The organism is Vibrio sp. V23_P3S9T160, from assembly GCF_963886625.1.
Taxonomy (GTDB): Bacteria; Pseudomonadota; Gammaproteobacteria; order Enterobacterales; family Vibrionaceae; genus Vibrio; species Vibrio anguillarum.
In genome coordinates this window covers 1-25,725 of the sequence record NZ_CAWPDB010000138.1, presented here as the reverse complement: position 1 = coordinate 25,725, position 25,725 = coordinate 1, and the positions used below count along the sequence as shown (strand labels likewise).

Genomic DNA, 25,725 nt, shown 5'->3' with positions numbered 1-25,725 from the left:
CCGCTGTCTTTTTATCCCTAAGGAAATCAAATGACGGTTAAAACTCGTTTTGCTCCTAGCCCGACAGGCTATCTTCACGTTGGTGGTGCGCGTACTGCACTTTACTCTTGGCTTTATGCAAAAAGCCAAGGTGGTGAGTTTGTTTTGCGTATTGAAGACACCGACCTAGAGCGCTCGACGCAAGAAGCCGTAGACGCGATTCTTGAAGGTATGACTTGGCTAGGTTTGAATTGGGATGAAGGCCCATATTTCCAAACTAAACATTTTGATCGTTATAACGAAGTTGTCGATAAGCTGCTTGCTGAAGATAAAGCCTACAAATGTTACGCCTCTAAAGAGCTGTTAGATGAAGTTCGTGCCGAGCAAGAAGCGAACAAAGAGATGCCGCGCTACGATGCTGATCACCCAAAAATCAAAGCGGTTAACGACGCAGCAAAAGAAGGGGATCCGTGTGTTATCCGTTTCCGTAATCCTAAAGAAGGCAGCGTAATTTTTGACGACCAGATCCGCGGTCGTATCGAAATCTCCAACAGCCAGATGGATGATCTGATCATTCGCCGTACTGATGGCTCACCCACCTATAACTTCTGTGTGGTGGTGGATGACTGGGATATGGGGATTACTCATGTCGTTCGTGGCGAAGATCACATCAACAACACACCTCGTCAAATCAACATTTACGAAGCGTTAGGTGCTCCTGTACCTGTGTTTGCGCACTGCGCAATGATCTTAGGTGACGACGGCGCGAAGCTATCTAAACGTCATGGCGCTGTTTCTGTGATGCAGTATCGCGATGAAGGTTATCTGCCTGAAGCATTGAATAACTATTTAGTTCGTCTAGGTTGGTCTCATGGCGACCAAGAAATTTTCTCGCGTGAAGAGATGATTCAGTTCTTCAGTTTAAATGCTATTAGCAAATCGGCATCTGCATTTAATACTGATAAGTTGTTGTGGCTGAACAATCACTACATCAAAACATCAGAGCCTGAATATGTTGCAAAACACCTTGAATGGCACTTTGAGCAACAAGGCATCAATAAAGACAACGGCCCAGCATTAGCTGAGATCGTTAAACTGGTTGGTGAACGCTGCAATACCTTGGTTGAACTTGCTGCTCAATCTCGTTACTTCTTTGAAGATTTTGCTGAGTTTGATGCTGATGCGGCGAAAAAACACTTACGCGGTGTGGCGAAAGAGCCGCTAGCACTTGCTTTAAGCAAATTAGAAGCATTGAGTGACTGGACAACGGAAAACCTGCACGCTGTCATCGCTCAAGTGTGTGAAGAGCTTGAAATCGGTATGGGTAAAATAGGCATGCCTCTGCGCGTTGCTGTCACTGGCGGTGGTCAATCGCCATCGGTTGATGCTGTTATGCAACTGATCGGCAAAGAGCGTGTCATTGCTCGTATCAATATGGCATTGGCCTTTATTGCTGAGCGTGAAGCGAACGCTCAATAAGTCAATCATACGAACAACGCTTTGAACCGCAGCTTATGCTGCGGTTTTTCTTTATATCGGCTTTGTTAAATCCTTTGGTGTAGAGCACTGACAATATTTCACAAAACGATGACAGAGAATAAACTAATGCGCTATTTAAGCTTTCTTTACATACAGTATAGTGGTTCCGAGTTATGCAGGTATGTGTGTAGGCGAAAAGTAAACCGTTTTTTGGGTACCGCAACCGCATTATGATAACGATAAATAGGAAAGGAAAAAGTATGAAAAAGTTAGCAGCAGCAGTTTCAATGGCGCTTGTTTTTGCATCTTCTGCCGCAATGGCTGAAGTATACGTAGGTGCTAAAGTTGGTAAATCTTGGCTTGATGACGCTTGTCGTGCTGGAGATGTGTGTGAAGATGAATCTTCTACCGTCGGTGCTTACCTTGGTTATCAAGCGTTTAATTGGCTTTCATTAGAGGCAGGTTACGACTACTTGGGCAAATTTAGTGGTGCGGGGCTGAATGATGAAAAAGTAACGGCCATTACACTCGCACCGAAAGTCAGCCTTCCTTTGACTGATGCCATTGCCTTATATGCTAAAGTCGGCGGTGCTTATGTTGACTATGGCAATAAAGATGATTACTCATATTTAGGTGCCGCTGGTATTGAGTTCAACACCGATAATAACGTCACTTTACGTTTGGAATATCAAAGCCTCACCGATATTAATAACGATCTTGTCCGAGCGGCAGGTAATTCGGCTACCTTAGGTGTTTCGTATAAATTTGGTGGAAGTAAAGCAGAACCTGCGCCAGTCATCGTGCAAGAGGTGTTTGTTGAAGAAGTTGCACAGCCAGTGGTTGAGCCTGTCGTTATTCCCCAAGAACCTGAAACGGTTGTTAAGCATGTGCCATTTCAACGTTTGGACAGTAGTAGCTTTGCCCATAACAGCACTAAGATAACAACAGAGAGTACTAACCAGCTCGATAAACTCGTGAAATATTTGCAAGCTTACCCACAAGCCGATGCTGAAATTATTGGTCATACTGACTCAACTGGCGCTGCGGCTTACAACCAGAAACTATCAGAAAAACGCGCACAAGTTGTTGCTGATGTTGTGATTGCTAAAGGTGTGGATGCGAACCGTCTTACCGTAAAAGGTGAAGGGGAAAATAGCCCAATCGCATCGAACGATACAGTTGAAGGTCGCAAGCAAAACCGCCGTGTTGATATCGTTATTCCAAGCTTTGATTATGAAGTGAAATAATAACGCTTAAGTATTAGAAAATAGAGAAAGCCCGTGAAAAACGCGGGCTTTCTTCTTGTAAAACAATGGATTTGAGCCTCTAACCGCTCCGGTATCACGCCACGTTATTTCAAATCAATACTATTCAATCGGCCCATGTAGACAAGAATATCCAAGTCTTCTTTATAAGCCTCTAATAGCGCCTTTTTCGTCTTGGTATAAGCGGCAAGCTTGCCATGTTTGTTGATCGAACAAACGACGCTTTGAAATATACAGTTACCTTTTTCATCATAGTGTCTCCAAGCCGCGATATAACAAGGATCCCGAGCTTCCGGGTTATCGAGCGTTGGTCTGGGTTTGTATATGATTTTAGGTTCCAAACTGTGTGGTAGGCGAGTCATCAAGTAAGGATCTTTGAGCAGACGACGCCAATGTTTGCCCCACATCTCTGAACCTAATTCATTACGCAGCTTTATCGCCTTTTTAAGCCCTTTTTTCTCACCAATACGGATATAGCCGACAGAACGGTGCAGCACCGTATCATCCGGCGTATGGATATGAATTTTATAGGCGGTCTTTGCTTTAGAGATAAAGCGGTGACCAGTATTCGTGATTAGATTGCTCTTTTTCATCATTTTTTCTATCGATAAATCTGTTAATACTAATTCTAGATTATTTGACATAGAACTTACAGTAAGCACTGTATATGAATCATAGTGGCTCAAATCAATATTAGGTCAGTTTTTCGTCATAAGAAAAAAGCCTCAACACCGGTTGGGGGTTGAGGCTTTATCAAAATGGCGCTCCCGACAGGAGTCGAACCTGTGGCCTGCCCCTTAGGAGGGGGCCGCTCTATCCTACTGAGCTACGGGAGCAAGGTGGGATAGTTTACTCAATAATTTTGTGAAGTTAACTAGTTAAAACGAAAATTAAAGCTGTTTGTGCATAACATCGCCAATTTGTATGCTGGAGGCGAGATTTTCTTGATCAACACTCAGCTCCGCTTCGTTTTCATAGACGCGAGTAACCGTAAGAGTAATATCACTTTGAGTCACTTTATTTCGTGGTAGTCCTTTCTGATCAATGAATGAACCTGTATGCCACAACTGTAATTTGTCACCGGTTTTAACGCCATGCACACGTCCTAGATCCATCGTGATGGTGTTACCATATTTAGCAACCACTTCGGGGAGTGTTATTTTACATGAAAGTTCGGATTCAAGATCAAGCATGATATTTCGGCTGACACGCAGCATCATGCTGCCAAAGGTTGAAGCCCAAAAACGAGCACTACTAGTATCTATCTGACTGGTTTTGGCGAAGGGCCATTTAGCGACTTCTCTATAATGTCTAGTCATGACTTCTTGGCCTGTTTTGCCATCAAAAACTTGGATTTGCATAGCAAATTGACGGTTAATCACATCATCGGCGAGTAATTTTTGCTCTATCGTGGCAGTTAAATCGGTGATGGTTCCCCCCAAAATGTACTGTGCCCCCGTGTCCTCTGCAATCATGGTTAAGCGTTCTGGGTGCTGTTTTTCAATTGCATAATCTGTGGTGCCAACCGACACAAAACTGCGAGATTCTTGATCCAGTTGGCGGTTGAGTACCTGTGCAAAATCATCTCCCACACTGTAAATTTGCCCCATAACCGCCTGTTGTGGCGATGCAAGATCAATGTTACCCACTAAAAACGTTTTCTTATATTGGCTAACGTGGCAACCTGTTGCCGAAGGATAAATATCAATTCGAGCTTTAACATACATCACTCCCCGACGTGTTTTATTCTCTTCGACTAACACATAGCGTACTTCATGGTTAGTAAACTGGTACTCTTTACGGTCTGATTCCAGCAGTGGTCGTAAGTTACTGATACTACCGATGTCTGCCCCGGCAAAGTTTACCGCCTTATAGATGGCATCTTCCAATGCATTGAGGCGAGCGATTTCCTCTGAGGAAACAATGGCTGACGATCCGGTCACTTCATACCAAGCAGCATTAACGGCTTGAGAAAAGGTAATGGTGCAACATATTGAAAATAAAACAGAAATAATTTTTTTCATTGTTATTTACCAGTTGGGTATAAATTTTGCTTTTAAAATCTTAGCTGATGTAGGCAGTGCGTTTTGAAAGTGTAACAAGTTTTGAAAAGCAAAGAGTGTTCCAAGTTTTTTAATCTGAAGTTTGGAATCAAGATTGCCTCAGTATATCTGGAGATAAGAGAATGAAAAAATGGCTTTCGATAGTGCCAGCAGTTTTGTTAACTGCTTGTGCCTACGCCCCGATTTATAACGGTAAAGAGCCATACAATGGTTCACAGTTTATGCTAATGGAGAGCCCACGTCACACGTTGGACTTCTTTGTTGAAAGCATGACAGAAGATTTGATGGTGTCCAATACTAGTGTTTCTGCTCGCACTCCTATTGCTGTAACATCGTTTGTGGACCTGCAAAGTATGGATGCGACTAACTGGTTGGGTAACTCGGTTTCTGAAGGATTTATCCATCAGTTTCAGCGTCGAGGATTTAAAGTGGTTGATTTCAAAACCACAGGCTCGATTCAGGTAACGCAGCAAGGTGATTTTGCTTTCAGTCGTGACTGGAAAGACCTCGCTCAAGAGCAAGAAATCCAATACATACTGACAGGGACAATGCTTCGTCAAGAAGGCGGTGTATTAGTCAATGCTCGTGTTGTGGGAATGCAGTCTCGTGTTGTGGTTGCTACCGCACAAGGCTTTTTACCTGCTGATCGTATTGGTCGTGATCTTGATACGCTTAACAGTATCCGTACACAAGATGGTGTGTTAATTCGCTCTGACCCTACGATTAAGCAGCCGTATACGGTTATCTTGCGTCCATAGGAGAGACCAATGAAAAAATGGCTATTACTTCTAGTGACTATCATGATGGTGGGTTGCCAGCCATTGCAAACCATGCGCGCTGATGAATGGTTGACGGCGGTAGGTTATGCCAATATCAGTGAGCAAACTGGGCGTAGTGTGGATGAAAAGCAAGTCCGTGCAATGCGTGCCTCTAAAATCGATGCTTATCGCGAACTGGCAGAGCAAGTCTATGGAATGCGAGTGAGTGGTCGTGCTGAATTACAAGATCAGCGATTGGGCACAGAGCTGACGTCGGGAGCGGTTGATGGTGTTATCCGCGGAGCAGAAGTGGTCCGCAGTTATAAGGTGGGTGACAGTTATGTTACTGAGTTACGTCTCGATATCCGTAAGATGGATAAACTGCGTGACTACGGCGAAGTTCAGCAAGTACCAGAAAAACGTCAACAAACACTCTTCTAAATCTTCCTTCTCTCCAGATCGAAAAAGCGGCAAAGTTTGCCGCTTTTCTGTTTAATTCGTTTCAGCTTAAAAAATTTAGTCACTCAGCTGCATGTTGGTTACGCTTTAATATTGGTCCCTAAAGTGGACACAGTGTGGGTTTGCCCACCAGCGTTATACGTCATGCCAATTTTTCCGTGGCTTTGCTGCATCAAATTATTGAGTTTATTAAAACTGAGTTGTGCACGTTGTAGCGCCTCACCATTAACAAGGTTTGCTTGCTGGCAATCGTGAACAATGGAACGAATCTGATCAACGATTTGCGACAGGAGTACATCTTCAGTCAGGCTCACGACATGAGGATGTTTCGCAATTCGGAGGTCAGTTTGTTGAAGTTGTCCAACTAAGGTCATCTTTTGTTTGGCAATAGCTTCGATTTCACTTGATGAACGGCTCGTAATTGCTAGCTTTTCTTGTTCAAGTAGCGAAGAGAGTTCTAGTGCATTTTTCAATTGGAAATCGACTAAGTCTTTTAATACAGCCATTGTATGTTGCCTTAATTAGTCAAAAGTAGGGCTAGTTAAAACCACCCAACTCTTTTTCAAATTTAATCATATTATCAGCCAACTTTTCTGGGTCGACTCTATATGAGCCATTGGCTATCGCATCTTTAATTGCAGCGACTTTGGCACTATCAAAACTTGGCTGAGATACCATTTGGTTGTGCATTTCACCAATGGCCTTACCTTGGGTACTAAGTGATACCGCATCTTGATTTTGATGTGAACGAGTGACCGAGCCGGATGTCGATGGAGATGCATTCGATTCAGTACGAGCATTACTACGATTTGTCGTCGTTAATGTTTGCCCCGAACGTATGTTATCAATACCTGCCATATGTGAGCCTTATTAATAATAATGGAAACCTGTACAGTCAATATCGACGGTGCTTGTGATTACTTTAGCTTTTTTTTCTGTTTCACTTTCTTAACAACGTAAACACATTTAGAAGTGTAATGAAAGCGTTAAAATTGAACCGTGACTTCGCCAATACCGGTTACTTGTGCATCTATTATACGGTTTGATTTATCGTTTTTCACTTTTATCTGCTCACCAAAAATACCATCACTTAAAGCGGTTCCTTTGGTTGTGATGATCATTCCCTGCTTGACTGCTTGAATCATAACGTTTTCATTCCGACATACGACGCATATATCATCTTGCTCAACTACATCGCCAATACGCATGTTTTTTTTCACTTTAGCTCCGACGATACGATTTATATCGGAAAAACCTTGTCGTCTAAAGCGGTGTAAGTCTACCATTGTAATCAAGACATCTTGCTGCGTAATTTGCTGCCCACGAGAAATGGGTACGGCAACGGTGACAAGTGGCAGTGAAATGGTCAGTCTTACAGGAACATAAATTTTCCAGTTATCTTCAATGCATTCAACCAGAACTGTGATATTACTTGCAGAACCATTACTGGATGAGGAAGAGGTCGATAACGGTGTGGGGCAGTCGGTGGCATAAATTCGGTCATCAACATTTGCCGCTTTTACGTTTAACTCCCCGCTGGGAGGCCACTCAATAGTTTCTAAAACATGTTGTTCCGCAGCTTGTTGAATGGCTTCAACTTGCGGCAAAGTGGCAGAATGAAGAGAAAAATTAAAGAAAAACAATAAAAAGCCGATAGAGAGATAAAAATTTCTATAGAAAGCTCTACACTTAGTTATGGAAAGTAGATGTAAACATATTTTTGTATGCATCATTCTGTTTCTCTGGTTTCTTCATAGCCTGTAGTAGACTACCACTTTTTTGCATAAAAGTTTGAGATGGAGATGAGCTTATGACGGGTATTCTTGATTCTGTGAATCAGCGTACGCAACTCGTTGGTCAAAACCGATTAGAACTCTTAACGTTTCGTCTAATGGGACGGCAACGTTATGGTATCAACGTATTTAAAGTTAAAGAGGTGCTCCAGTGCCCTAAGTTAACTTTGATGCCCAATTTACATCGCCTAGTCAAAGGTGTTGCTCATATTCGTGGTCAAACCGTTTCTGTCATTGATTTGAGTTTGGCCGTAGGTGGACGTCCCACCGCGGACCTTGATAAGTGTTTTGTGGTCATTGCTGAATTCAACCGATCTATCCAAGCTTTCTTGGTCAGCTCGGTGGATCGAATTGTAAACATGCACTGGGAAGCCATTCTTCCTCCACCAGATGGCTCAGGCAAAGATAACTACTTAACCGCAGTCACCAATATTGATAACGAATTGGTAGAAATTCTCGATGTAGAGAAAATTTTGGCAGAGATTTCTCCGGTTAATGAGACAATGGATTCATCGATTGGTGAATCGATCGCCCAAGTAGAAACAGAAAAAGAGATCATCCGTCGAATTTTAATTGCCGATGACTCAACCGTTGCGCGTAAACAGGTTCAAAGAGCAGTAGAATCGATAGGTTTTGAAGTCGTTGCTGTTAAAGATGGTAAAGAGGCGTATGAAAAATTGATCGAGATGGCAGCAGAAGGGCCAATTTACAATCAAATATCTTTAGTGATCTCTGATATTGAAATGCCTGAAATGGACGGCTATACATTAACAGCAGAGATACGTAGAAATTCAGATTTGAAAGATCTATACGTTATTCTTCACTCTTCACTGAGCGGCGTTTTTAACCAAGCCATGGTTGAGCGAGTGGGTGCAAACTCATTCATTGCTAAATTCAACCCTGATGAGCTTGGGAATGCGGTGAAAGCTGCACTAGTTAACTAAAGAGAAATTAATGACTGCTATAACTATAAGCGATCAAGAATATCGCGATTTCAGCCGTTTTTTGGAATCTCAGTGCGGGATTGTACTTGGAGATAGCAAACAGTACTTAGTGAGAAGTCGCTTAAGTCCACTGGTTGCTAAATTCAAGTTAACCTCTCTTTCTGACTTGTTACGTGATGTGGTTACGGGGCGAAACCGTGAGCTACGAGTTGCAGCGGTCGATGCCATGACCACCAACGAAACACTGTGGTTCCGTGATGCTTACCCATTCACCGTTTTAGCGGAACGTCTATTACCCGAGGTCGCTGCAAATAAACGCCCTATAAAAATTTGGTCAGCGGCAAGCTCTTCAGGTCAAGAGCCTTACTCAATGGCGATGACGGTGCTGGAAACTCAACAGCGCAAGCCGGGTATGTTGCCGAGCGTAGCCATCACCGCGACGGATATTTCCGCCAGCATGTTGGATATGTGTAAGGCGGGAATTTATGACAATTTAGCACTTGGCAGAGGGTTATCACCAGAGCGTCGCAAAATCTTTTTTGAGGATGCTGGTGATGGCCGAATGAAAATCAAAGATAACGTTAAGCGTTTAGTTAACTTCCGTCCTCAGAACTTAATGGAGAGCTATGCCTTATTGGGTAAATTCGATATTATTTTCTGTCGTAACGTTTTGATTTATTTCTCACCTGATATGAAGTCGAAAGTATTAAATCAAATGGCTAGTAGCTTAAACCCCGGTGGCTACTTATTGCTCGGCGCATCGGAGTCACTGACAGGATTGACCGATAAGTTTGAAATGGTTCGTTGTAACCCTGGCATCATTTATAAACTCAAATAGCCACATTCTTACGTTGAGTTACTTGCTTACGTTTAGTTACTTGCCCAGCTTTTGCTGGGCTTTTTCTTTCCCCTAATTTCGTTTTGATTGGTGAGATTTACTGAAGTTGTGGGCGACAAGTGGATAAAGCGGCGTATATTTTGCTTACATTTTGACGGATTCTTATTTAGATAAAATTGTTGTAAACACGGTTCGTTTTTTTTAAGTTGGTACGTTAATTGCTTTTAATATGAGTAGTAACAGTCAGTTTTTAGTGTAGAGGCAAACATGGCTATTTCTTTTGACAACGCATTAGGTATTCACCAACACACGGTTGGTGTACGTGAGCGCAATGCTGAGGTGATTTCCACCAATATTGCACAGGCGAACACACCGGGCTTTAAAGCAAAAGGAATGGACTTTCAAAAAGCATTGCAGGCGGCAAGTTCAGGGGCAAGCATTGGTCTTAGCCGTACGGATGGTCGGCATATATCTGCCTCCACGAAAGTAACTGGCGAGAGTCTCTATCGAATTCCGACTCAACCTGATACGGGTGATGGCAACACGGTGGACGTAGATTTAGAGCGTAACTTGTTTATGCAAAACCAGATCAGACACCAAGCCTCACTGGACTTCTTAGGAAGTAAATTCAAGAACTTAACGAAAGCAATCAAAGGGGAATAAGTAGATGAGCTTATTTAATGTGTTCAATGTGACTGGTTCTGCAATGAGTGCTGAATCTGTTCGTCTAAATACGACCTCAAGTAACTTAGCCAATGCGGATAGTGTGAGTAGTTCGGCGAAAGATACTTACAAAGCGCGTCACGCGGTGTTTGGTGCAGAGTTAAGTAAAGCGCGTTATAACCGTGATCATAATGTACCTGTAAAAGTATTAGGTATTGTTGAAAGCGATAAACCGCTTAACGCAGAATATAACCCAGATCACCCACTTGCCAACGATGAAGGCTATATTTACAAGCCTAATGTCAATGTGATGGAAGAGATGGCTAACATGATTTCGGCTTCTCGTTCTTATCAAACGAACGTGCAGGTGGCTGATGCAAGTAAACAAATGCTGCTGCGCACGCTGCAGATGGGTCAATAAGATAAGGAGGTAGCGTATGGCCGGAATAAATAACATTGGTCAAAGCGGCTTGTCTTATATTGACCAGCTGAAAAGTCTTCAAGACCAAAAGAAAACAGAAGAGACAACGGGGAAGCAAGATCTTAAACAAGAAGACTTCCTATCGTTACTCACCAAACAACTGGCTCAGCAAGATCCTTTTAAACCGGTCAGTAATGACCAGATGATTGCCCAAATGGCGTCATTTGCCACAGTTGATGGTATCGGCAAAATGAACACTCAGTTTGAGAGTCTCAACTCGTCGATGACATCCAACCAAGCTCTACAGGCTTCATCACTGGTTGGCCGTGATGTGTTAGTACCGGGAGCAGCAGGGATCAAAAAAGAGGGTGCTGGGATGGCTGCGATGGTCAAACTTCCTCAAAGTTTAGAGAACTTGTTTGTCCGAATAGAGAATGAAGCTGGACAATTGGTTCGTACCTTTGATGTCGGGGCTAAATCAGCCGGTGATAATCGCGTTGAATGGGACGGTAACGATCAAAACGGTAATCCATTGCCGGGCGGCAAATACCAAGTGAAAGCTTCGGGTTTGCTCGATGGAGAAAGCAAGGAGTTTGCGGTATCGACTTACGCAAACGTCAATAGCGTTCTGCTGGGTAAAGGTGATGGTAACGTACTGCTCAATCTGGCTGGATTTACATCGCCAGTTAAACTTGCTGAAGTACTAGAAGTTGGCAAAGCGTAACTCTTTATAGAGTAGATATGCTAGCTAGATAGGAGATTTTGGAATGTCGTATATATCATTAAGCGGTTTATCCGCAGCTCAGTTAGATCTGAACACCACCAGTAACAACATTGCTAACGCGAATACCTTTGGTTTTAAAGAGTCGCGTGCTGAGTTTGGTGATGTTTACTCAACCTCATTGTTTACCAACTCCAAAACCACTCCTGGTCAAGGTGTTCAGGCGAACAAAGTGGCACAACAATTCCACGAAGGTTCCAGTATTTATACTAATAACCCGATGGACTTGCGCGTTGCGGGAACGGGGTTCTTTGCGGTTGCGAAAGATAAGCTGACGCCTCAACAAAATGAGTTGACCAGAAATGGTGCTTTCCACCTCGATAAAAATGATTACATGGTAACGTCAAATGACGAATTTTTGCTTGGCTATGATGTTAACCCTGATACTGGTGATGTTCTTTCGTATGAGCCAAAACCTATCAATATTCCTGCTCAGTTTGGTAAACCTAAACAGACAGCTAATGTTGAACTTGGCGCGAACTTGCCAGCTAATGGCAAGTTAAAAGACCCAACCTTGTTTGATATTACTGATCCTGAGACGTACAACCGTACCACCTCATCTACGATCTACGATTCGATGGGTCAGCCTTATAAGTTGACATCCTATTACCTCAAAGATCAGACGCAAGCTAACACATGGCAAACCTATTACACCGTGACGGATAAAACTGGTGAGAAACCAATCAATGTAGTTGGTGGTGATGCCACTACGCCGACGGGTCATATTGGGCATACCATGAAGTTTAATAATGATGGTACGCTAGCCAGCATGAATAATGGTCAGCAAATTGTAACTGAGCCTTTAGGTTTGGGGGCAAACCCAGTTGAACTCAACGGTGCTGATGCCAACCAAACATTGTCGTTCAGTCTCGATTCGGCTACGCAATTTGCCGCTCCATTTGAGTTGACTAAATTTGTACAAGATGGCGCAACCACGGGCTTTTTGACGAAGATCGATTTCGATGAAAATGGCAGTGTGCTAGCCACTTACTCAAATGGTCAAAATACCATTCTAGGACGTGTGGGGCTTGTCCGCGTAGCCAATGAACAAGGCTTAGATAAAAAAGGCGGTACGCAGTGGGATTCGACTCAATTCTCCGGTGATAAAATTTGGGGTGAATCAAACAAAGGCTCATTTGGTACCATCAGCAATGGTGTTATTGAACAATCCAACATTGATATGACTCAAGAGCTGGTGGATCTTATCTCTGCTCAGCGTAACTTCCAAGCGAACTCGCGTGCGCTTGAAGTTCACAACCAGCTACAACAAAACATACTACAGATCCGTTAATTCCTTTAACGTCATCAATGGCAATACCAAGTTAGCGGCAATGTTAGCTTGGTATTGTTGCCATCTGTTTGCGGCAATCTTCGTTATATCCTCCCTATTTTTTTGTGAAATTACATTTAACCTATTGATTTTTAGTTTAAATATAAGTTGGCACGTCAATTGCTTTTAATGATCGAACGATGATTATTGGAGCAGATTATGGATCGCGCACTGTTTCTCGCCATGAGTGGCGCAAAGCAAAACATGCAAGCCATGCAATTAAGAGCGAACAATTTAGCAAACGTCAGTACCACGGGGTTCCGTGCTGATTTGGCGCAAGCTCGCTCAATGCAAGCTTATGGCGAAGGGTTACCGAGCCGCGTGTTTAGTATGACAGAACGTCCGGGACATAATTTTGCGCAAGGCAGTGTCATTACCACAGGGCGCGATCTCGATATCACCATTCAAGGTGACGGTTGGATTTCCATGATGGATAAGACCGGCAAAGAGGGGTTAACCCGCAGTGGCAACCTAAGCATTGACCAAAATGGCATGCTCATAAATGGTAGCGGCCATCTAGTGCTAGATGGAACGGGCGCGCCAATTACTCTACCTATTCCATTGAGTAAAGTAGAAATCGGTAATGACGGTACTATTTCCGTTCGTCCGCAAGGCGCTCCAGCCGATGCGATGGAAGTGGTAGGCCGAATTAAACTGGTTCGCCCCAATAATCAATCCCTATACAAAGATACGAATGGTTTATTCCGTGCTAAAGATCCTAATGCAGCATTCGAAGCAGATGCTAGCGTAAAGCTATTAAAAGGTGCGCTGGAAGGCAGTAATGTCAATGCGGTGGGTGAGATGACTAGCTTGATTGAGCTACAACGTCAGTTTGAAATGCAAGTCAAAATGATGAGCACCGCAGAAGAGATGGACAAATCGTCCGATTCATTGCTTCGTATGAGCTGATAAGCGTTAAAGGAGATTACTATGCAACCTGCATTATGGGTAAGTAAAACCGGGCTTGATGCCCAACAAACCAATATTGCCACTATCTCAAACAACCTAGCGAACGCCTCGACTATTGGTTTTAAAAAGGGTCGTGCGGTATTTGAAGATCTGTTTTATCAAAATATTAATCAACCGGGCGGTCAATCTTCGCAAAATACCAAACTGCCAAGCGGTTTGATGCTTGGTGCGGGTTCTAAAGTCGTGGCAACACAAAAAGTGCATACCCACGGCAACGTACAAACCACGACCAATAGCCTCGATATGATGATTGAAGGTGACGGCTTTTTCCAAATCCTGATGCCAGATGGCAATATCGCTTATAGCCGAAATGGTCAATTTACCCTCAACGACGAAGGGGCGATTGTGACGTCCGGTGCTGGATATAATTTAGAGCCGGAAATTGTTATTCCACCTGATGCAATCTCTATTACTGTGGGTAATGATGGTGAAGTGTCCGTCAGGCTTCGTGGCCAGCAAAATAACCAAGTGGTTGGACAAATTACCACGGTTGATTTTATCAACCCAGGCGGTCTAGAGCCGATTGGTCAAAACTTGTATCTACCGACCGGTGCTAGTGGTGATCCACAAGAAGGGGTGCCAGGGCTTGACGGCCTCGGTGATGTTCGTCAATCCATGCTTGAAACCTCTAACGTGAACGTCACAGAAGAGTTGGTCAACATGATTGAAGCGCAACGCGTTTACGAAATGAACTCAAAAGTCATCTCAGCAGTCGATAAGATGATGAGTTTTGTGAACCAACAACTCTAATCATTAACTAAGAGAATGCTGCGATGAAACGTCTATTGAGTCTTGTATTGGTTACCGCTTTGTCTGGTTGCTCGTTAATGCCGCCACCCGTCGATACTCCTGAGGTGGTTCAAGGTACAACCGTGGTGGACGCGGTTGAAGGGGATAAGTCTGCAGAAGAAGGTTCTGGTTTACTGGACTCAATGCGTAAGCGTTCCGATCCCGTAGCCGGTGATCCCGCTTGGGCTCCCATTCATCCAAAACAGAAACCAGAACATTATGCCGCGGAAACTGGTTCACTGTTTAATTTGGCACAAATGAACAGTCTTTATGATGATTCAAAACCGCGTGGCATTGGCGATATTATTACCGTCAATCTTGATGAAAGTACCAAAGCGGCCAAGAGTGCTGATGCGGATCTATCCAAATCCAATGATGCGTCGATGGACCCACTCGCTGTCGGCGGTAAAGATCTCACTGTGGGTGATTACAATTTCTCTTATGCGTTGAAAAATGACAACAAGTTCAATGGCAGTTCTGCAGCCAACCAAAGTAACAGTATTTCTGGTTCGATCACGGTTGAAGTGATTGAAGTACTCGCCAACGGCAACTTAGTCATCCGTGGTGAAAAATGGCTCACACTGAACACTGGCGATGAATACATTCGCTTAAGCGGTACCATTCGTCCCGATGATATCGACTTTGACAACACCATTGCTTCTACTCGTATTTCTAATGCACGCATCCAATATTCAGGCACAGGCACCAATCAAGATATGCAAGAACCTGGATTCTTGGCACGATTCTTTAATGTCTCTCTGTAACGCCGGAGTTCTGGCGTAAAGAAACGTAGAAATTAAGGTACTAGACCATGAAAAAATTCACCCTGCTTGTTTTAAGTCTGTTGCTCATCGCAACCCATGCACAAGCGGCCCGTATCAAAGATGTCTCTCAAGTTGCGGGCGTGCGGAGTAACCAATTAGTGGGTTATGGTCTAGTTACTGGGCTACCGGGAACGGGCGAATCGACACCGTTCACCGACCAAAGTTTTAACGCCATGTTGCAAAATTTCGGCATTCAATTGCCGCCGGGCACTAAACCGAAAACAAAGAACGTTGCCGCCGTGATTGTCACGGCCGAATTGCCGGCGTTTTCCAAGCAAGGTCAAAATGTCGATGTCACCGTTTCTTCGATCGGCTCTGCTAAAAGTTTACGTGGCGGCACTCTAATGCAAACCTTCCTTAAGGGGTTGGATGGTCAAATTTACGCCGTGGCCCAAGGTAATTTAGTGGTCAGTGGTTTTAGTGCCACCGGTGCTGATGGTTCTAAAATTGTCGGCAATAACCCAACGGTTGGTCTGATTTCAGGCGGTGCTATGGTGGAACGTGAAGTACCAACACCTTTTAGCCGTGGCGATTTTATTACCTTCAATTTGCTTGAATCTGACTTCACCACGGCGCAACGTATGGCAGATGCAGTGAATAACTTCCTAGGCCCAGAGATGGCGACCGCGGTTGATGCAACGTCAGTACGTATCCGTGCACCACGAGATGTTGGGCAGCGCGTCGCGTTTCTTTCTGCAATCGAAAATGTTGAGTTTGATCCAGCGGATGGCTCAGCCAAAATTATCGTCAATTCTCGAACTGGTACCATTGTTGTCGGCCAGCATGTGCGCTTAAAACCTGCTGCGGTGACGCACGGTGGTATGACTGTTGCCATTAAAGAGAATTTGAATGTCAGTCAGCCCAATGCGTTAGCGGGTGGTCAGACAGCTGTGGTGCCTAATAGCCAAATAGAAGTGTCTGAAGCACAAGGTAAAATGTTTAAATTTGAACCGGGTTTGACCTTGGATGATTTAGTGCGCGCGGTCAACGAAGTGGGCGCAGCCCCTTCAGATTTGATGGCGATTCTGCAAGCATTGAAACAAGCAGGCGCGATTGAAGGCCAACTGATCATTATCTAGGAGAGGAAGATGATTAATAATCCCAATGATATTGGCTTTATTCATGATATTGCTAGCTTAGATAAGCTACGTCAGCAAGCTAAAACCGGTGATAAAGAAGGCGAGTCAGCGGCGCTCAAGGCCGCAGCCAAACAGTTTGAAGCGATTTTTACCTCAATGTTGTTCAAATCGATGCGCGACGCCAATGCCGATTTTAAATCTGAGATGTTCAACAGCCAAAACGAAGATTTCTATCGACAAATGCTTGATGAACAAATGTCGAGCGAGCTCAGTGCCTCCGGTTCTTTAGGGCTTGCCGATATGATTGTGGCGCAGCTCAGTCAGGCTAACGGCACCTCGAAAAACGATCCATCAATAACCGACCCGACGCAAGATGGTTTCCAAGAAGCCATGCGCCGTATAGAACGCAGTAACACCCGCCGCCTCTCAACGCAAGAAACGATCGAACCTAGCAAGGTCGAATCGAGTCGATTTGATTCGCCGCAAGCGTTTGTGGCTTCAATGAAACCTTATGCTGAAAAAGCAGCGCGGGCATTAGGTGTTGACTCTTCACTGCTACTTGCTCAAGCGGCATTAGAAACCGGATGGGGACAAAAAGTTGTTCAAAATGCTCGTGGTAGCAGTAATAACTTATTCAACATCAAAGCGGATAAAAGTTGGTTAGGTGAGAAAGTGGCGACGCAAACTCTTGAATATCATGATAATACACCCGTGATGGAAAAAGCTGCGTTCCGTTCTTATGGAAATTATCAAGACAGTTTTAATGACTATGTTCGTTTTCTCAATGACAATCCGCGCTACACTGTGGCGCTGAACCATAATGGCAGCGATGAGTCTTTCATTCGTGGCCTGCACGCTGCTGGTTACGCGACGGACCCGTACTATGCTGAAAAAGTGCTGAGAGTAAAATCTCAAATTGAAGCAATGGAATAACCCCTCTAAAGCCAGCTTTGCTGGCTTTTATCTTTCCTTTGTTTTGTCTAATCTCCTCTTTGAAACTCCTTTGGCATACATATTGCAGTTACTAACTTAGATATTCAGTAACCACTGATTTGATTAGGTTTTCGGGGGCAGTATGGCGTCGGATCTTCTGAATCTAGGTACCCAAAGTGTACTTACCGCTCAGAGACAACTCAGCACCACAGGTCATAACATTTCTAATGTTAATACAGAAGGTTACAGCCGTCAGTCTGTGATCCAAGGGACCAATACGCCTCGCCAATACGGTGGTGAAACCTACGGTATGGGCGTACATGTGGAAAAAGTTCGCCGCTCATGGGATCAATTTGCCGTTAATGAATTAAACCTATCTACCACCAGCTTTTCCTTTAAGCGTGACGACGAAGAAAATTTAGACATGCTTTCAAAGTTATTGTCGTCAGTGGCCTCGAAAAAAATCCCTGAAAACTTAAACGAATGGTTTGATGCGATTAAAACCCTCGCCGACAGCCCGAATGATGTAGGTGCGCGTAAAGTTGTACTTGAGAAAGCGGATCTGATCACTCAAAACATGAATGATTTTCACGAGAACATTCGCCGCCAATCTGATGCGACCAACAAAGGGCTAGATGTTGCCGTTGAGCGTATTAACCAATTGGCGCTTGAGCTGCGAGATTTACAACGCTTAATGATGCGTACTCCTGGTCCTCACAATGACTTAATGGACCAGCATGAAAAATTGGTGGCTGAGTTGTCTGAATACACCAAGGTCACCGTGACGCCACGTAAAAATGCTGAAGGGTTTAACATCCATATCGGGAGCGGGCACACGCTCGTCTCAGGTACAGAAGCCAGCCAAATGAAGATGGTTGATGGTTATCCTGATGTGAGTCAGCGCCGCTTGGCCATGATTGAAGGCAAAGGGATCAAGACCATTACCACTGAGGATATTGGCGGTAAGTTAAGTGCGCTGTTTACGATGCGAGATAAGCACATTCCTTACCTAATGGATGAACTTGGCCGCATGGCAACATCTTTCTCTTATGAAGTTAACAAATTGCAATCACAAGGCTTGGACTTACGTGGCAATGTAGGAAGAGCGTTGTTTACGGATGTGAACTCTGAAGTCAATGCCCGCTCGCGAGCGATCATCGCTGGCAATTCAAAAGCCGATATGGCGGTCTATATCGAAGATACTTCAGCGTTGAAAAGTGGTGAATACTCCCTACAGTACAACGGCAGCAATTATACCGTATTAAAGCCAACGGGCGAGCGGGTTAACGTTCCGGTCGTTGGCAGCAGTTTATTTTTAGATGGAATGCGAGTTGAGATTCGCAACGCCCCTCAAGCAGGGGAGCGCATATTGCTGCGTCCAACGCGTAATGGTGCCGCTATTATGAAAATGGCGACCAACGATCCGACAGCCATTGCCGCACAAAGTTATGAAGCCTCCACCACTTTTGCCCAAGGGCAGGCAAAATTTAATATTTTATCGGCAGGTGGGTTGCGTGAATTTGAAGTGGTGATCTCACCAACGGGCGATCAATTTGCGGTCACGGATACCAAAGGCAACGTGCTGCTAGAACCACAGGCCTACCCACCATCGAATTCGATTACTGTGCTTGGTACAACGTTTGAATTGACGGCTGGCGCGCTACCCAATGATAAATTTACGGCAAACCTTGTCCCCTCAGAAGGTGATAACGGCAATTTACGTAAGATGCAGCAAATTCAAACGGAGAAAAAACTCAACGACGGTGAAACGACCGTGCTCGGGGTTTATCACGATCTCAATACGGATTTTGGTTTGCAGCTGGCCACCGCGTCACGCTTAAGTGATGTGGCCAGGCTTGAAAAAGAGTCAGCGCAGGAGCGCATTGCGTCCATTTCCGGAGTCAACCTTGATGAGGAAGCCGCGAACATGATGAAGTTCCAACAAGCTTATATGGCTTCCTCACGCATCATGCAGGTGGCTAATGATACTTTCAACACGATTTTGCAGCTGAGATAGGAGGCGATAAATGTTAACCAGAATATCGAGCTTCCATAACTATCAATCGGTGCAAAACGATATGCGCCGTCAAGAATCAAAGATCCATCATAACCAAGCGCAGCTAGCGTCAGGTAAGAAGTTGCTTTCGGCCAGTGATAGCCCATTAGCCACTCATTACATCCAAAAAGTAGGGCAGCAAGAAGAGCAATTACGCCAATATCTTGATGCAATAGTGCTGGTTCGAAACCGCTTAGAGCATCAAGAAGTAATCATTGCCAATGCGGAAAGCTCGACCGATGAGGCAAAGCGTACTGTTATGGAAATGATTAACGGCTCTTTCTCTCCAGAAGATAGAGAAGCGAAAGCGCGTGAGCTGCAAGAGATGTTCAACAACTTAATTGAACTAGCAAATACGCAAGATGAGTCCGGTAACTACATGTTTGCCGGCACCAAGCCGAAGAATCAGCCATTTTTTAGAGATAATGCCAGTAACGTGACTTATTCCGGCGATGATTATCAGCGCAAAATGCGTATCTCCAACAGCTTAGAGATCCCGTTCAATAATCCGGGTAATAAAGTGTTTATGGAGATTGATAACCCGTTTGGTAACTACGAACCAAACTATCAATTAAACGAAGGTTCAGAGTTACTGCTCGAGCGCGCAACTAATTTAGACTCGAATGATACATCACGCTATACCGTGACGTTTGTTGATATGGCTAACGGCAAATATGGTTACCAATTAGAGAAAGATGGCAGCGTGGTACAGGCCGATGAGTTTGATCCACAAAAAGGCATTCGATATCAAGATCTGACGGTGCACGTAAAAGGGCAAATTTCGAAAGGTGATGTGTTAAGCCTAGAGCCACGTTCAACCTTTACCTTATTTGATAGCTATAAAGACGCGATTGAGCTCTCGCAGGGCTCCGTATCGGATGCATCGACGACAGCGAAACTGCACCAAATTACGGAAGAGTTCCATGCCGCCTTTATTCATCTCAATAAAGTGCGTACTGATGTCGGTGCACGCTTGAGCACTTTAGATATTCAACAAGAACAGCATGAAGATTTCAAAATCAGTTTAGCGAAATCAAAAAGTAACTTTGAAGATCTTGATTACGCGGAAGCGGTGATTGAATTTAATGAGAATTCACGTGCGTTGCAGGCTTCACAGCTGGCTTTTGGTAAAACGAAAGATTTGACCCTTTTCAACTATATCTAATCTTCAATGCCTTATGTGCTAAGCCATATGCGCGAAGAGTGGAATGTGTTGAAAAATTGGCCTGGAAATTGCTCATCTATTATCGAGAGATAAAGAGGCAATAGAGCGGCAAACGAAAGTGGCAACTCTGTTGCTAACGAGAAAAAACTGGATGCTCACTCACAAAGATAGAATGATTGAAGTTCTTCTAAGTGATTAAAAAACAAAGAATATTAATTTTAATATCAGATGTTTTAAAAGTTGGCATACTAATTGAATTGTCTATATCAGAGTTGATACAACAAGTTTTTAAATCGGCAAATAGCGGATTTAGCAAGTTCACGGTCAGTGCTTCCAAATGAGAGTAAAGCTGGCCGCTTCGCAAAAAGCTTGCGAACTCACTAGGAGAGCAAACTATGACCATTACAGTAAATACTAACGTCTCAGCAATGACTGCTCAGCGTTACCTTAATAAAGCGACGGGTGAATTAAATACCTCGATGGAACGTTTATCATCAGGTAATAAAATCAACAGCGCTAAAGATGATGCGGCAGGCTTACAAATTTCAAACCGCTTAACCGCTCAGTCTCGTGGCCTAGATGTGGCAATGCGTAATGCCAACGACGGTATTTCGATTGCTCAGACCGCGGAAGGGGCAATGAATGAGTCGACCAGTATCTTGCAACGTATGCGTGATCTTGCTCTTCAATCAGCAAACGGCACCAACTCGGCGTCAGAACGACAAGCTTTGGATGAAGAGTCGACCGCATTGCAAGATGAGTTAAACCGTATTGCAGAAACGACCTCATTCGGTGGACGTAAACTGCTCAACGGCTCGTTTGGTGAAGCATCGTTCCAGATTGGTGCGAGCTCAGGTGAGGCGATCATTATGGGGCTTACCAGCATACGTGCTGATGACTTCCGTATGGGCGGCCAATCGTTCCTTGCAGAGCAAGGAAAGGACAAGGATTGGGGAGTTCCAGCGGGCGCGCGTGATTTGAAATTTGAATTCACCACCCAGGCAGGTGAGCTTGTCACTCTCGATGTGTTAGCCAAAGATGGCGATGATATTGAAGAGCTAGCGACTTACATTAATGGTCAAACCGACAAGCTTAAAGCATCGGTTGATCAAGACGGTAAACTGCAAATTTTTGCCGCAGAACCGAATTTACAAGGTGACCTTGCCATCTCTGGTGGTTTGGCAACCGAACTTGGCCTAAACGGCGGACCGGGCGTTAAGACGACGGTTCAAGATATTGATATCACCTCAGTTGGTGGTTCTCAAAATGCAGTGGGCGTTCTGGATGCTGCGTTGAGATATGTGGATTCACAACGGGCAGAGCTCGGTGCGAAGCAAAACCGTTTAAGCCATAGCATCAACAACTTGGCCAATATCCAAGAGAATGTTGAAGCATCCAACAGTCGAATTAAAGATACAGATTTTGCGAAAGAAACCACGCAAATGACGAAAGCACAGATTCTGCAACAAGCGGGTACCTCGATTCTCGCTCAAGCAAAACAGTTGCCAAATTCTGCAATGTCACTATTGCAGTAATGTTAGGACCCTTCATCCAACAGCTCAGACGTGGGTTAGGTGAAGGAATCCTTGGCAAAGTATGATTATGGCCGAATATAAAGCTCTCTCAAGATGTACCCTGCTTTATAGTCATAGATAATCATACGCCCCGGTCAGTCGGTAATGTGTTCATTTCTCTGATCTCCACATTGGCTCTGGCTACCAACTAGCCCCGGTTCTCTCAAAGGAAAAGGGGCTTTTCTTTATCTATAATTTCTTGCTCTCATCAATGCTCCTCAATCGCCCGTGAAGCCGACCAATCACGTCAAATCTTTAATACTATTTTTGTATTTCAGCCAGTTTTGCAGCGTTTATCCCACTTTTAATCGATATTGGTTATTTTTTACGAAATCGTCGTTTTCCCGTTAAAGGATTCCTAACCGCAGTCGCTAATAATAGTACTTTGAGAGAACTACTTGGTTTTCCGAGACGTCGGAAACCGTTTGTCTATGACGCTAAGTCGGAAAATCAATAGGAGAACCACTATGGCGGTTAATGTAAACACTAACGTTTCAGCTATGACAGCACAACGCTACCTAAACAGTGCTAGCAATGCGCAACAGTTATCAATGGAACGTTTATCATCAGGCTTCAAAATTAATAACGCAAAAGATGACGCAGCAGGTTTGCAAATCTCTAACCGTTTGAATGTTCAAAGCAGAGGCTTAGATGTTGCCGTGCGCAACGCAAATGATGGCATTTCAATTGCGCAGACAGCTGAAGGTGCAATGAACGAAACCACCAACATTTTGCAACGTATGCGTGACTTATCTCTACAATCGTCAAATGGTTCGAACTCGAAAGCCGACCGCGTAGCGATTCAAGAAGAGATCACCGCGCTGAATGACGAACTCAACCGTATTGCTGAAACTACATCGTTTGGTGGCAATAAGTTGCTCAATGGTACTTTTGAGACGAAATCATTCCAAATCGGTGCGGATAACGGTGAAGCGGTCATGCTAAGCCTAAATAATATGCGCAGCGACAACGCAATGATGGGCGGTAAGAGTTACCAAGCGGCAAATGGACAAGATAAAGATTGGACCGTTAAAGCGGGTGCTAATGATCTTACCATTACGTTGACTGACAAACGTACTGGCGAGCAAACCATCAACCTAAGTGCAAAAGATGGCGATGACATCGAAGAGTTGGCCACTTACATCAATGGTCAAACCGACATGTTAAAAGCTTCTGTTGACGATGAAGGCAAACTGCAAATCTTTACTGATAGCAATCGTATTGATGGCGTAGCAACCTTTGGTGGCAGCTTAGCGGGTGAACTGAGTTTCCAAGCGGCAAAAGATGTGACAGTCGATACCATTGATGTCACCTCTGTAGGTGGTTCGCAAGAATCAGTTGCCATTGTTGATGCGGCACTGCAATTTGTAGACAGCCATCGTGCTCAACTGGGTGCATTCCAAAACCGTTTCAACCATGCGATTAACAACTTAGATAACATCAACGAAAACGTAAATGCTTCTAAGAGCCGAATCAAAGACACTGATTTTGCGAAAGAAACCACTGCCTTGACTAAATCGCAGATCCTTTCTCAAGCATCAAGCTCAGTGTTGGCACAAGCTAAACAAGCGCCTAATGCTGCACTTGGTTTGCTTGGTTAAGTCGTTAACTTTTAAATTAAAAATCCAGCTTCGGCTGGATTTTTTTATGCCTCACTTTTCACGTGATCAAAGAATGGATCGGAAAAATGAATCAACGGTTAAAACGGGAGGAAAGGATATATTGTTATAAGGCTAATAAAACAAAACCCAGCCTAAGCTGGGTTTGAATTAATGGTGCGGAAGGAGAGACTTGAACTCTCACACCTTGCGGCGCCAGAACCTAAATCTGGTGCGTCTACCAATTTCGCCACTTCCGCAACTTGTACTATAGATAGATTGAACATTGGTTATTCAAACTATCGTTGTAAATGGTGGCTACGACGGGATTCGAACCTGTGACCCCATCATTATGAGTGATGTGCTCTAACCAACTGAGCTACGTAGCCATCTTAAATAATGGTGCGGAAAGAGAGACTTGAACTCTCACACCTTGCGGCGCCAGAACCTAAATCTGGTGCGTCTACCAATTTCGCCATTTCCGCAGCGTATTCTTTAAATAAGCCGAATGTTATTGATTCAGCTTATCTTTTTACGGTCAGCTTATCGCGAACCCTACAAATAATGGCAGGGCTACCTGGATTCGAACCAGGGGATGGCGGCATCAAAAGCCGCTGCCTTACCGCTTGGCGATAGCCCTACAAGATGATTACTCATCTAAATAATGGTGCGGAAGGAGAGACTTGAACTCTCACACCTTACGGCGCCAGAACCTAAATCTGGTGCGTCTACCAATTTCGCCACTTCCGCAACTTATGCTGTAGATAAAATGAGGATTGGTTACTCAATTTATCGTTGTTATGGGTAGCTTATCGCTAGCCATATGAAATATGGCAGGGCTACCTGGATTCGAACCAGGGGATGGCGGCATCAAAAGCCGCTGCCTTACCGCTTGGCGATAGCCCTACAAGATGATTGCTCATCTAAATAATGGTGCGGAAGGAGAGACTTGAACTCTCACACCTTACGGCGCCAGAACCTAAATCTGGTGCGTCTACCAATTTCGCCACTTCCGCAATTTAATATTTTGATTCAACGAATCTTTTTCACAACAAGCGCTTGGCTTATCGTGTCAATAATGGCAGGGCTACCTGGATTCGAACCAGGGAATGGCGGCATCAAAAGCCGCTGCCTTACCGCTTGGCGATAGCCCTACAGGATGATTGCTCATCTAAATATGGTGCGGAAAGAGAGACTTGAACTCTCACACCTTGCGGCGCCAGAACCTAAATCTGGTGCGTCTACCAATTTCGCCATTTCCGCAAATTTTTAGTTATCGAGATGGTGCGGAAGGAGAGACTTGAACTCTCACACCTTACGGCGCCAGAACCTAAATCTGGTGCGTCTACCAATTTCGCCACTTCCGCAGCTCGATATCTATGTGTTGCCAGCCTTCGCTAACAACTAAATTATGGTGGCTACGACGGGATTTGAACCTGTGACCCCATCATTATGAGTGATGTGCTCTAACCAGCTGAGCTACGTAGCCATCTTTTTGAGCGAGACAATATAATACAATCCACACCCATGTGCCAATGGTTTTTTAAACACTGACCCATTTGAATAATGGCAGGGCTACCTGGATTCGAACCAGGGGATGGCGGCATCAAAAGCCGCTGCCTTACCGCTTGGCGATAGCCCTACAAGATGATTGCTCATCTAAATAATGGTGCGGAAGGAGAGACTTGAACTCTCACACCTTGCGGCGCCAGAACCTAAATCTGGTGCGTCTACCAATTTCGCCACTTCCGCAACTTAACCTGTAGATTCAGTGAATATTGGTATCCATTGAATCGTTGTTATGACCAGTTTATTTGCTAGTCATCTCAATATTGGCAGGGCTACCTGGATTCGAACCAGGGGATGGCGGCATCAAAAGCCGCTGCCTTACCGCTTGGCGATAGCCCTGCAAGATGATTGCTCATCTAAATAATGGTGCGGAAAGAGAGACTTGAACTCTCACAC

24 protein-coding genes and 15 tRNA genes are annotated in these 25,725 nt (G+C 44.3%); 19 read left to right on the top strand and 20 right to left on the bottom strand.

Features of this window, described 5'->3' with window-relative positions:
- Positions 1-30 precede the first annotated feature (30 nt).
- Both gltX and AACU59_RS12005 read left to right on the top strand, forming a co-directional pair.
- On the top strand, positions 31-1,458 hold the full coding sequence (gene gltX, locus AACU59_RS12010) for a glutamate--tRNA ligase (RefSeq protein ID WP_013856240.1): 1,428 nt from the start codon (positions 31-33) through the stop codon (positions 1,456-1,458).
- A gap of 260 nt (positions 1,459-1,718) precedes the next feature.
- Complete coding sequence (locus tag AACU59_RS12005; RefSeq protein WP_176428557.1) at positions 1,719-2,705, top strand: OmpA family protein; 987 nt, start codon at positions 1,719-1,721, stop codon at positions 2,703-2,705.
- A gap of 104 nt (positions 2,706-2,809) precedes the next feature.
- On the opposite strand, the gene AACU59_RS12000 is transcribed toward AACU59_RS12005, so the two are convergent.
- From AACU59_RS12000 to AACU59_RS11990, 3 genes are all read right to left on the bottom strand, one after another.
- Positions 2,810-3,316, bottom strand: coding sequence for a Fe3+-citrate ABC transporter substrate-binding protein (locus AACU59_RS12000; RefSeq protein ID WP_029189872.1), 507 nt, complete (start codon positions 3,314-3,316; stop codon positions 2,810-2,812).
- Between the two features lie 166 nt (positions 3,317-3,482).
- Positions 3,483-3,559 (bottom strand) — tRNA-Arg (locus tag AACU59_RS11995).
- 54 nt (positions 3,560-3,613) lie between these two features.
- The gene (locus tag AACU59_RS11990) at positions 3,614-4,747 is read right to left on the bottom strand and encodes a flagellar assembly protein FlgT (protein WP_094145418.1); all 1,134 of its coding nucleotides are present in this window, start codon (positions 4,745-4,747) and stop codon (positions 3,614-3,616) included.
- A 161-nt stretch (positions 4,748-4,908) separates the two neighbouring features.
- Between AACU59_RS11990 and AACU59_RS11985 the strand changes: the two genes are divergently transcribed.
- Together AACU59_RS11985 and flgP are read left to right on the top strand one after the other, a co-directional pair.
- Positions 4,909-5,544 (top strand): FlgO family outer membrane protein, encoded by a 636-nt coding sequence (locus AACU59_RS11985; RefSeq protein ID WP_013856244.1) that lies wholly within the window; start codon positions 4,909-4,911, stop codon positions 5,542-5,544.
- Between the two features lie 9 nt (positions 5,545-5,553).
- Complete coding sequence (flgP, locus tag AACU59_RS11980; protein ID WP_017043110.1) at positions 5,554-5,985, top strand: flagellar assembly lipoprotein FlgP; 432 nt, start codon at positions 5,554-5,556, stop codon at positions 5,983-5,985.
- A 98-nt stretch (positions 5,986-6,083) separates the two neighbouring features.
- Here flgP and AACU59_RS11975 read toward each other — a convergent pair whose 3' ends face one another.
- The 3 genes from AACU59_RS11975 to flgA form a co-directional block, all read right to left on the bottom strand.
- Positions 6,084-6,509, bottom strand: coding sequence for a flagella synthesis protein FlgN (locus AACU59_RS11975; protein WP_017043109.1), 426 nt, complete (start codon positions 6,507-6,509; stop codon positions 6,084-6,086).
- 31 nt (positions 6,510-6,540) lie between these two features.
- The gene (gene flgM, locus AACU59_RS11970) at positions 6,541-6,861 is read right to left on the bottom strand and encodes a flagellar biosynthesis anti-sigma factor FlgM (protein ID WP_017043108.1); all 321 of its coding nucleotides are present in this window, start codon (positions 6,859-6,861) and stop codon (positions 6,541-6,543) included.
- Between the two features lie 128 nt (positions 6,862-6,989).
- Entirely contained in the window at positions 6,990-7,736 is a 747-nt protein-coding gene (gene flgA / locus AACU59_RS11965; RefSeq protein ID WP_013856248.1) for a flagellar basal body P-ring formation chaperone FlgA, read from the bottom strand.
- Between the two features lie 77 nt (positions 7,737-7,813).
- Between flgA and AACU59_RS11960 the strand changes: the two genes are divergently transcribed.
- The 15 genes from AACU59_RS11960 to AACU59_RS11890 all read left to right on the top strand — a co-directional run bounded on the left by AACU59_RS11960 (position 7,814) and on the right by AACU59_RS11890 (position 23,763).
- The gene (locus tag AACU59_RS11960) at positions 7,814-8,740 is read left to right on the top strand and encodes a chemotaxis protein CheV (RefSeq protein ID WP_013856249.1); all 927 of its coding nucleotides are present in this window, start codon (positions 7,814-7,816) and stop codon (positions 8,738-8,740) included.
- A gap of 10 nt (positions 8,741-8,750) precedes the next feature.
- Complete coding sequence (locus tag AACU59_RS11955; protein WP_013856250.1) at positions 8,751-9,578, top strand: protein-glutamate O-methyltransferase; 828 nt, start codon at positions 8,751-8,753, stop codon at positions 9,576-9,578.
- Between the two features lie 267 nt (positions 9,579-9,845).
- On the top strand, positions 9,846-10,241 hold the full coding sequence (gene flgB / locus AACU59_RS11950) for a flagellar basal body rod protein FlgB (protein WP_013856251.1): 396 nt from the start codon (positions 9,846-9,848) through the stop codon (positions 10,239-10,241).
- Positions 10,242-10,245: 4 nt separating this feature from the next.
- The gene (gene flgC, locus AACU59_RS11945; RefSeq protein WP_010319383.1) at positions 10,246-10,662 is read left to right on the top strand and encodes a flagellar basal body rod protein FlgC; all 417 of its coding nucleotides are present in this window, start codon (positions 10,246-10,248) and stop codon (positions 10,660-10,662) included.
- Positions 10,663-10,678: 16 nt separating this feature from the next.
- On the top strand, positions 10,679-11,386 hold the full coding sequence (gene flgD / locus AACU59_RS11940; protein WP_013856252.1) for a flagellar hook assembly protein FlgD: 708 nt from the start codon (positions 10,679-10,681) through the stop codon (positions 11,384-11,386).
- 43 nt (positions 11,387-11,429) lie between these two features.
- Positions 11,430-12,734, top strand: coding sequence for a flagellar hook protein FlgE (gene flgE / locus AACU59_RS11935; RefSeq protein WP_026027395.1), 1,305 nt, complete (start codon positions 11,430-11,432; stop codon positions 12,732-12,734).
- Between the two features lie 198 nt (positions 12,735-12,932).
- On the top strand, positions 12,933-13,682 hold the full coding sequence (flgF, locus tag AACU59_RS11930) for a flagellar basal-body rod protein FlgF (protein ID WP_026027903.1): 750 nt from the start codon (positions 12,933-12,935) through the stop codon (positions 13,680-13,682).
- 21 nt (positions 13,683-13,703) lie between these two features.
- Complete coding sequence (flgG, locus tag AACU59_RS11925; RefSeq protein ID WP_010319379.1) at positions 13,704-14,492, top strand: flagellar basal-body rod protein FlgG; 789 nt, start codon at positions 13,704-13,706, stop codon at positions 14,490-14,492.
- Between the two features lie 23 nt (positions 14,493-14,515).
- On the top strand, positions 14,516-15,295 hold the full coding sequence (gene flgH / locus AACU59_RS11920; RefSeq protein ID WP_017045947.1) for a flagellar basal body L-ring protein FlgH: 780 nt from the start codon (positions 14,516-14,518) through the stop codon (positions 15,293-15,295).
- A 47-nt stretch (positions 15,296-15,342) separates the two neighbouring features.
- Positions 15,343-16,434 carry a flagellar basal body P-ring protein FlgI gene (locus AACU59_RS11915; RefSeq protein WP_094145416.1) on the top strand — a complete coding sequence of 364 codons (1,092 nt, stop codon included), beginning with the start codon at positions 15,343-15,345 and terminating at the stop codon, positions 16,432-16,434.
- A 9-nt stretch (positions 16,435-16,443) separates the two neighbouring features.
- Entirely contained in the window at positions 16,444-17,367 is a 924-nt protein-coding gene (gene flgJ / locus AACU59_RS11910; protein ID WP_094145414.1) for a flagellar assembly peptidoglycan hydrolase FlgJ, read from the top strand.
- A gap of 142 nt (positions 17,368-17,509) precedes the next feature.
- Positions 17,510-19,384: a flagellar hook-associated protein FlgK gene (gene flgK, locus AACU59_RS11905; protein ID WP_017045945.1), complete on the top strand. Its 1,875-nt coding sequence runs from the start codon at positions 17,510-17,512 to the stop codon at positions 19,382-19,384.
- 10 nt (positions 19,385-19,394) lie between these two features.
- Positions 19,395-20,588, top strand: a complete 1,194-nt coding sequence (flgL, locus tag AACU59_RS11900; RefSeq protein WP_013856259.1) for a flagellar hook-associated protein FlgL — start codon at positions 19,395-19,397, stop codon at positions 20,586-20,588.
- Positions 20,589-20,983: 395 nt separating this feature from the next.
- A complete protein-coding gene (locus tag AACU59_RS11895; RefSeq protein WP_017045944.1) occupies positions 20,984-22,123 on the top strand; it encodes a flagellin in 1,140 nt (379 codons plus the stop codon).
- Positions 22,124-22,629: 506 nt separating this feature from the next.
- Entirely contained in the window at positions 22,630-23,763 is a 1,134-nt protein-coding gene (locus AACU59_RS11890) for a flagellin (RefSeq protein WP_026029038.1), read from the top strand.
- 172 nt (positions 23,764-23,935) lie between these two features.
- On the opposite strand, the gene AACU59_RS11885 is transcribed toward AACU59_RS11890, so the two are convergent.
- The 14 genes from AACU59_RS11885 to AACU59_RS11820 all read right to left on the bottom strand — a co-directional run bounded on the left by AACU59_RS11885 (position 23,936) and on the right by AACU59_RS11820 (position 25,668).
- Positions 23,936-24,020 (bottom strand) — tRNA-Leu (locus AACU59_RS11885).
- A gap of 52 nt (positions 24,021-24,072) precedes the next feature.
- A tRNA-Met gene (locus tag AACU59_RS11880) sits at positions 24,073-24,149 on the bottom strand.
- A gap of 11 nt (positions 24,150-24,160) precedes the next feature.
- Positions 24,161-24,245 (bottom strand) — tRNA-Leu (locus AACU59_RS11875).
- Positions 24,246-24,325: 80 nt separating this feature from the next.
- Positions 24,326-24,400: transfer RNA gene (locus AACU59_RS11870), tRNA-Gln, on the bottom strand.
- Positions 24,401-24,425: 25 nt separating this feature from the next.
- Positions 24,426-24,510, bottom strand: a tRNA-Leu gene (locus tag AACU59_RS11865).
- 81 nt (positions 24,511-24,591) lie between these two features.
- Positions 24,592-24,666 (bottom strand) — tRNA-Gln (locus AACU59_RS11860).
- Between the two features lie 25 nt (positions 24,667-24,691).
- Positions 24,692-24,776 (bottom strand) — tRNA-Leu (locus AACU59_RS11855).
- Between the two features lie 63 nt (positions 24,777-24,839).
- Positions 24,840-24,914: transfer RNA gene (locus AACU59_RS11850), tRNA-Gln, on the bottom strand.
- 24 nt (positions 24,915-24,938) lie between these two features.
- Positions 24,939-25,023: transfer RNA gene (locus AACU59_RS11845), tRNA-Leu, on the bottom strand.
- A gap of 19 nt (positions 25,024-25,042) precedes the next feature.
- Positions 25,043-25,127 (bottom strand) — tRNA-Leu (locus AACU59_RS11840).
- 45 nt (positions 25,128-25,172) lie between these two features.
- Positions 25,173-25,249: transfer RNA gene (locus tag AACU59_RS11835), tRNA-Met, on the bottom strand.
- Between the two features lie 78 nt (positions 25,250-25,327).
- Positions 25,328-25,402, bottom strand: a tRNA-Gln gene (locus AACU59_RS11830).
- A 25-nt stretch (positions 25,403-25,427) separates the two neighbouring features.
- Positions 25,428-25,512 (bottom strand) — tRNA-Leu (locus tag AACU59_RS11825).
- A gap of 81 nt (positions 25,513-25,593) precedes the next feature.
- Positions 25,594-25,668 (bottom strand) — tRNA-Gln (locus tag AACU59_RS11820).
- Between the last annotated feature and the right edge of the window lie 57 nt (positions 25,669-25,725).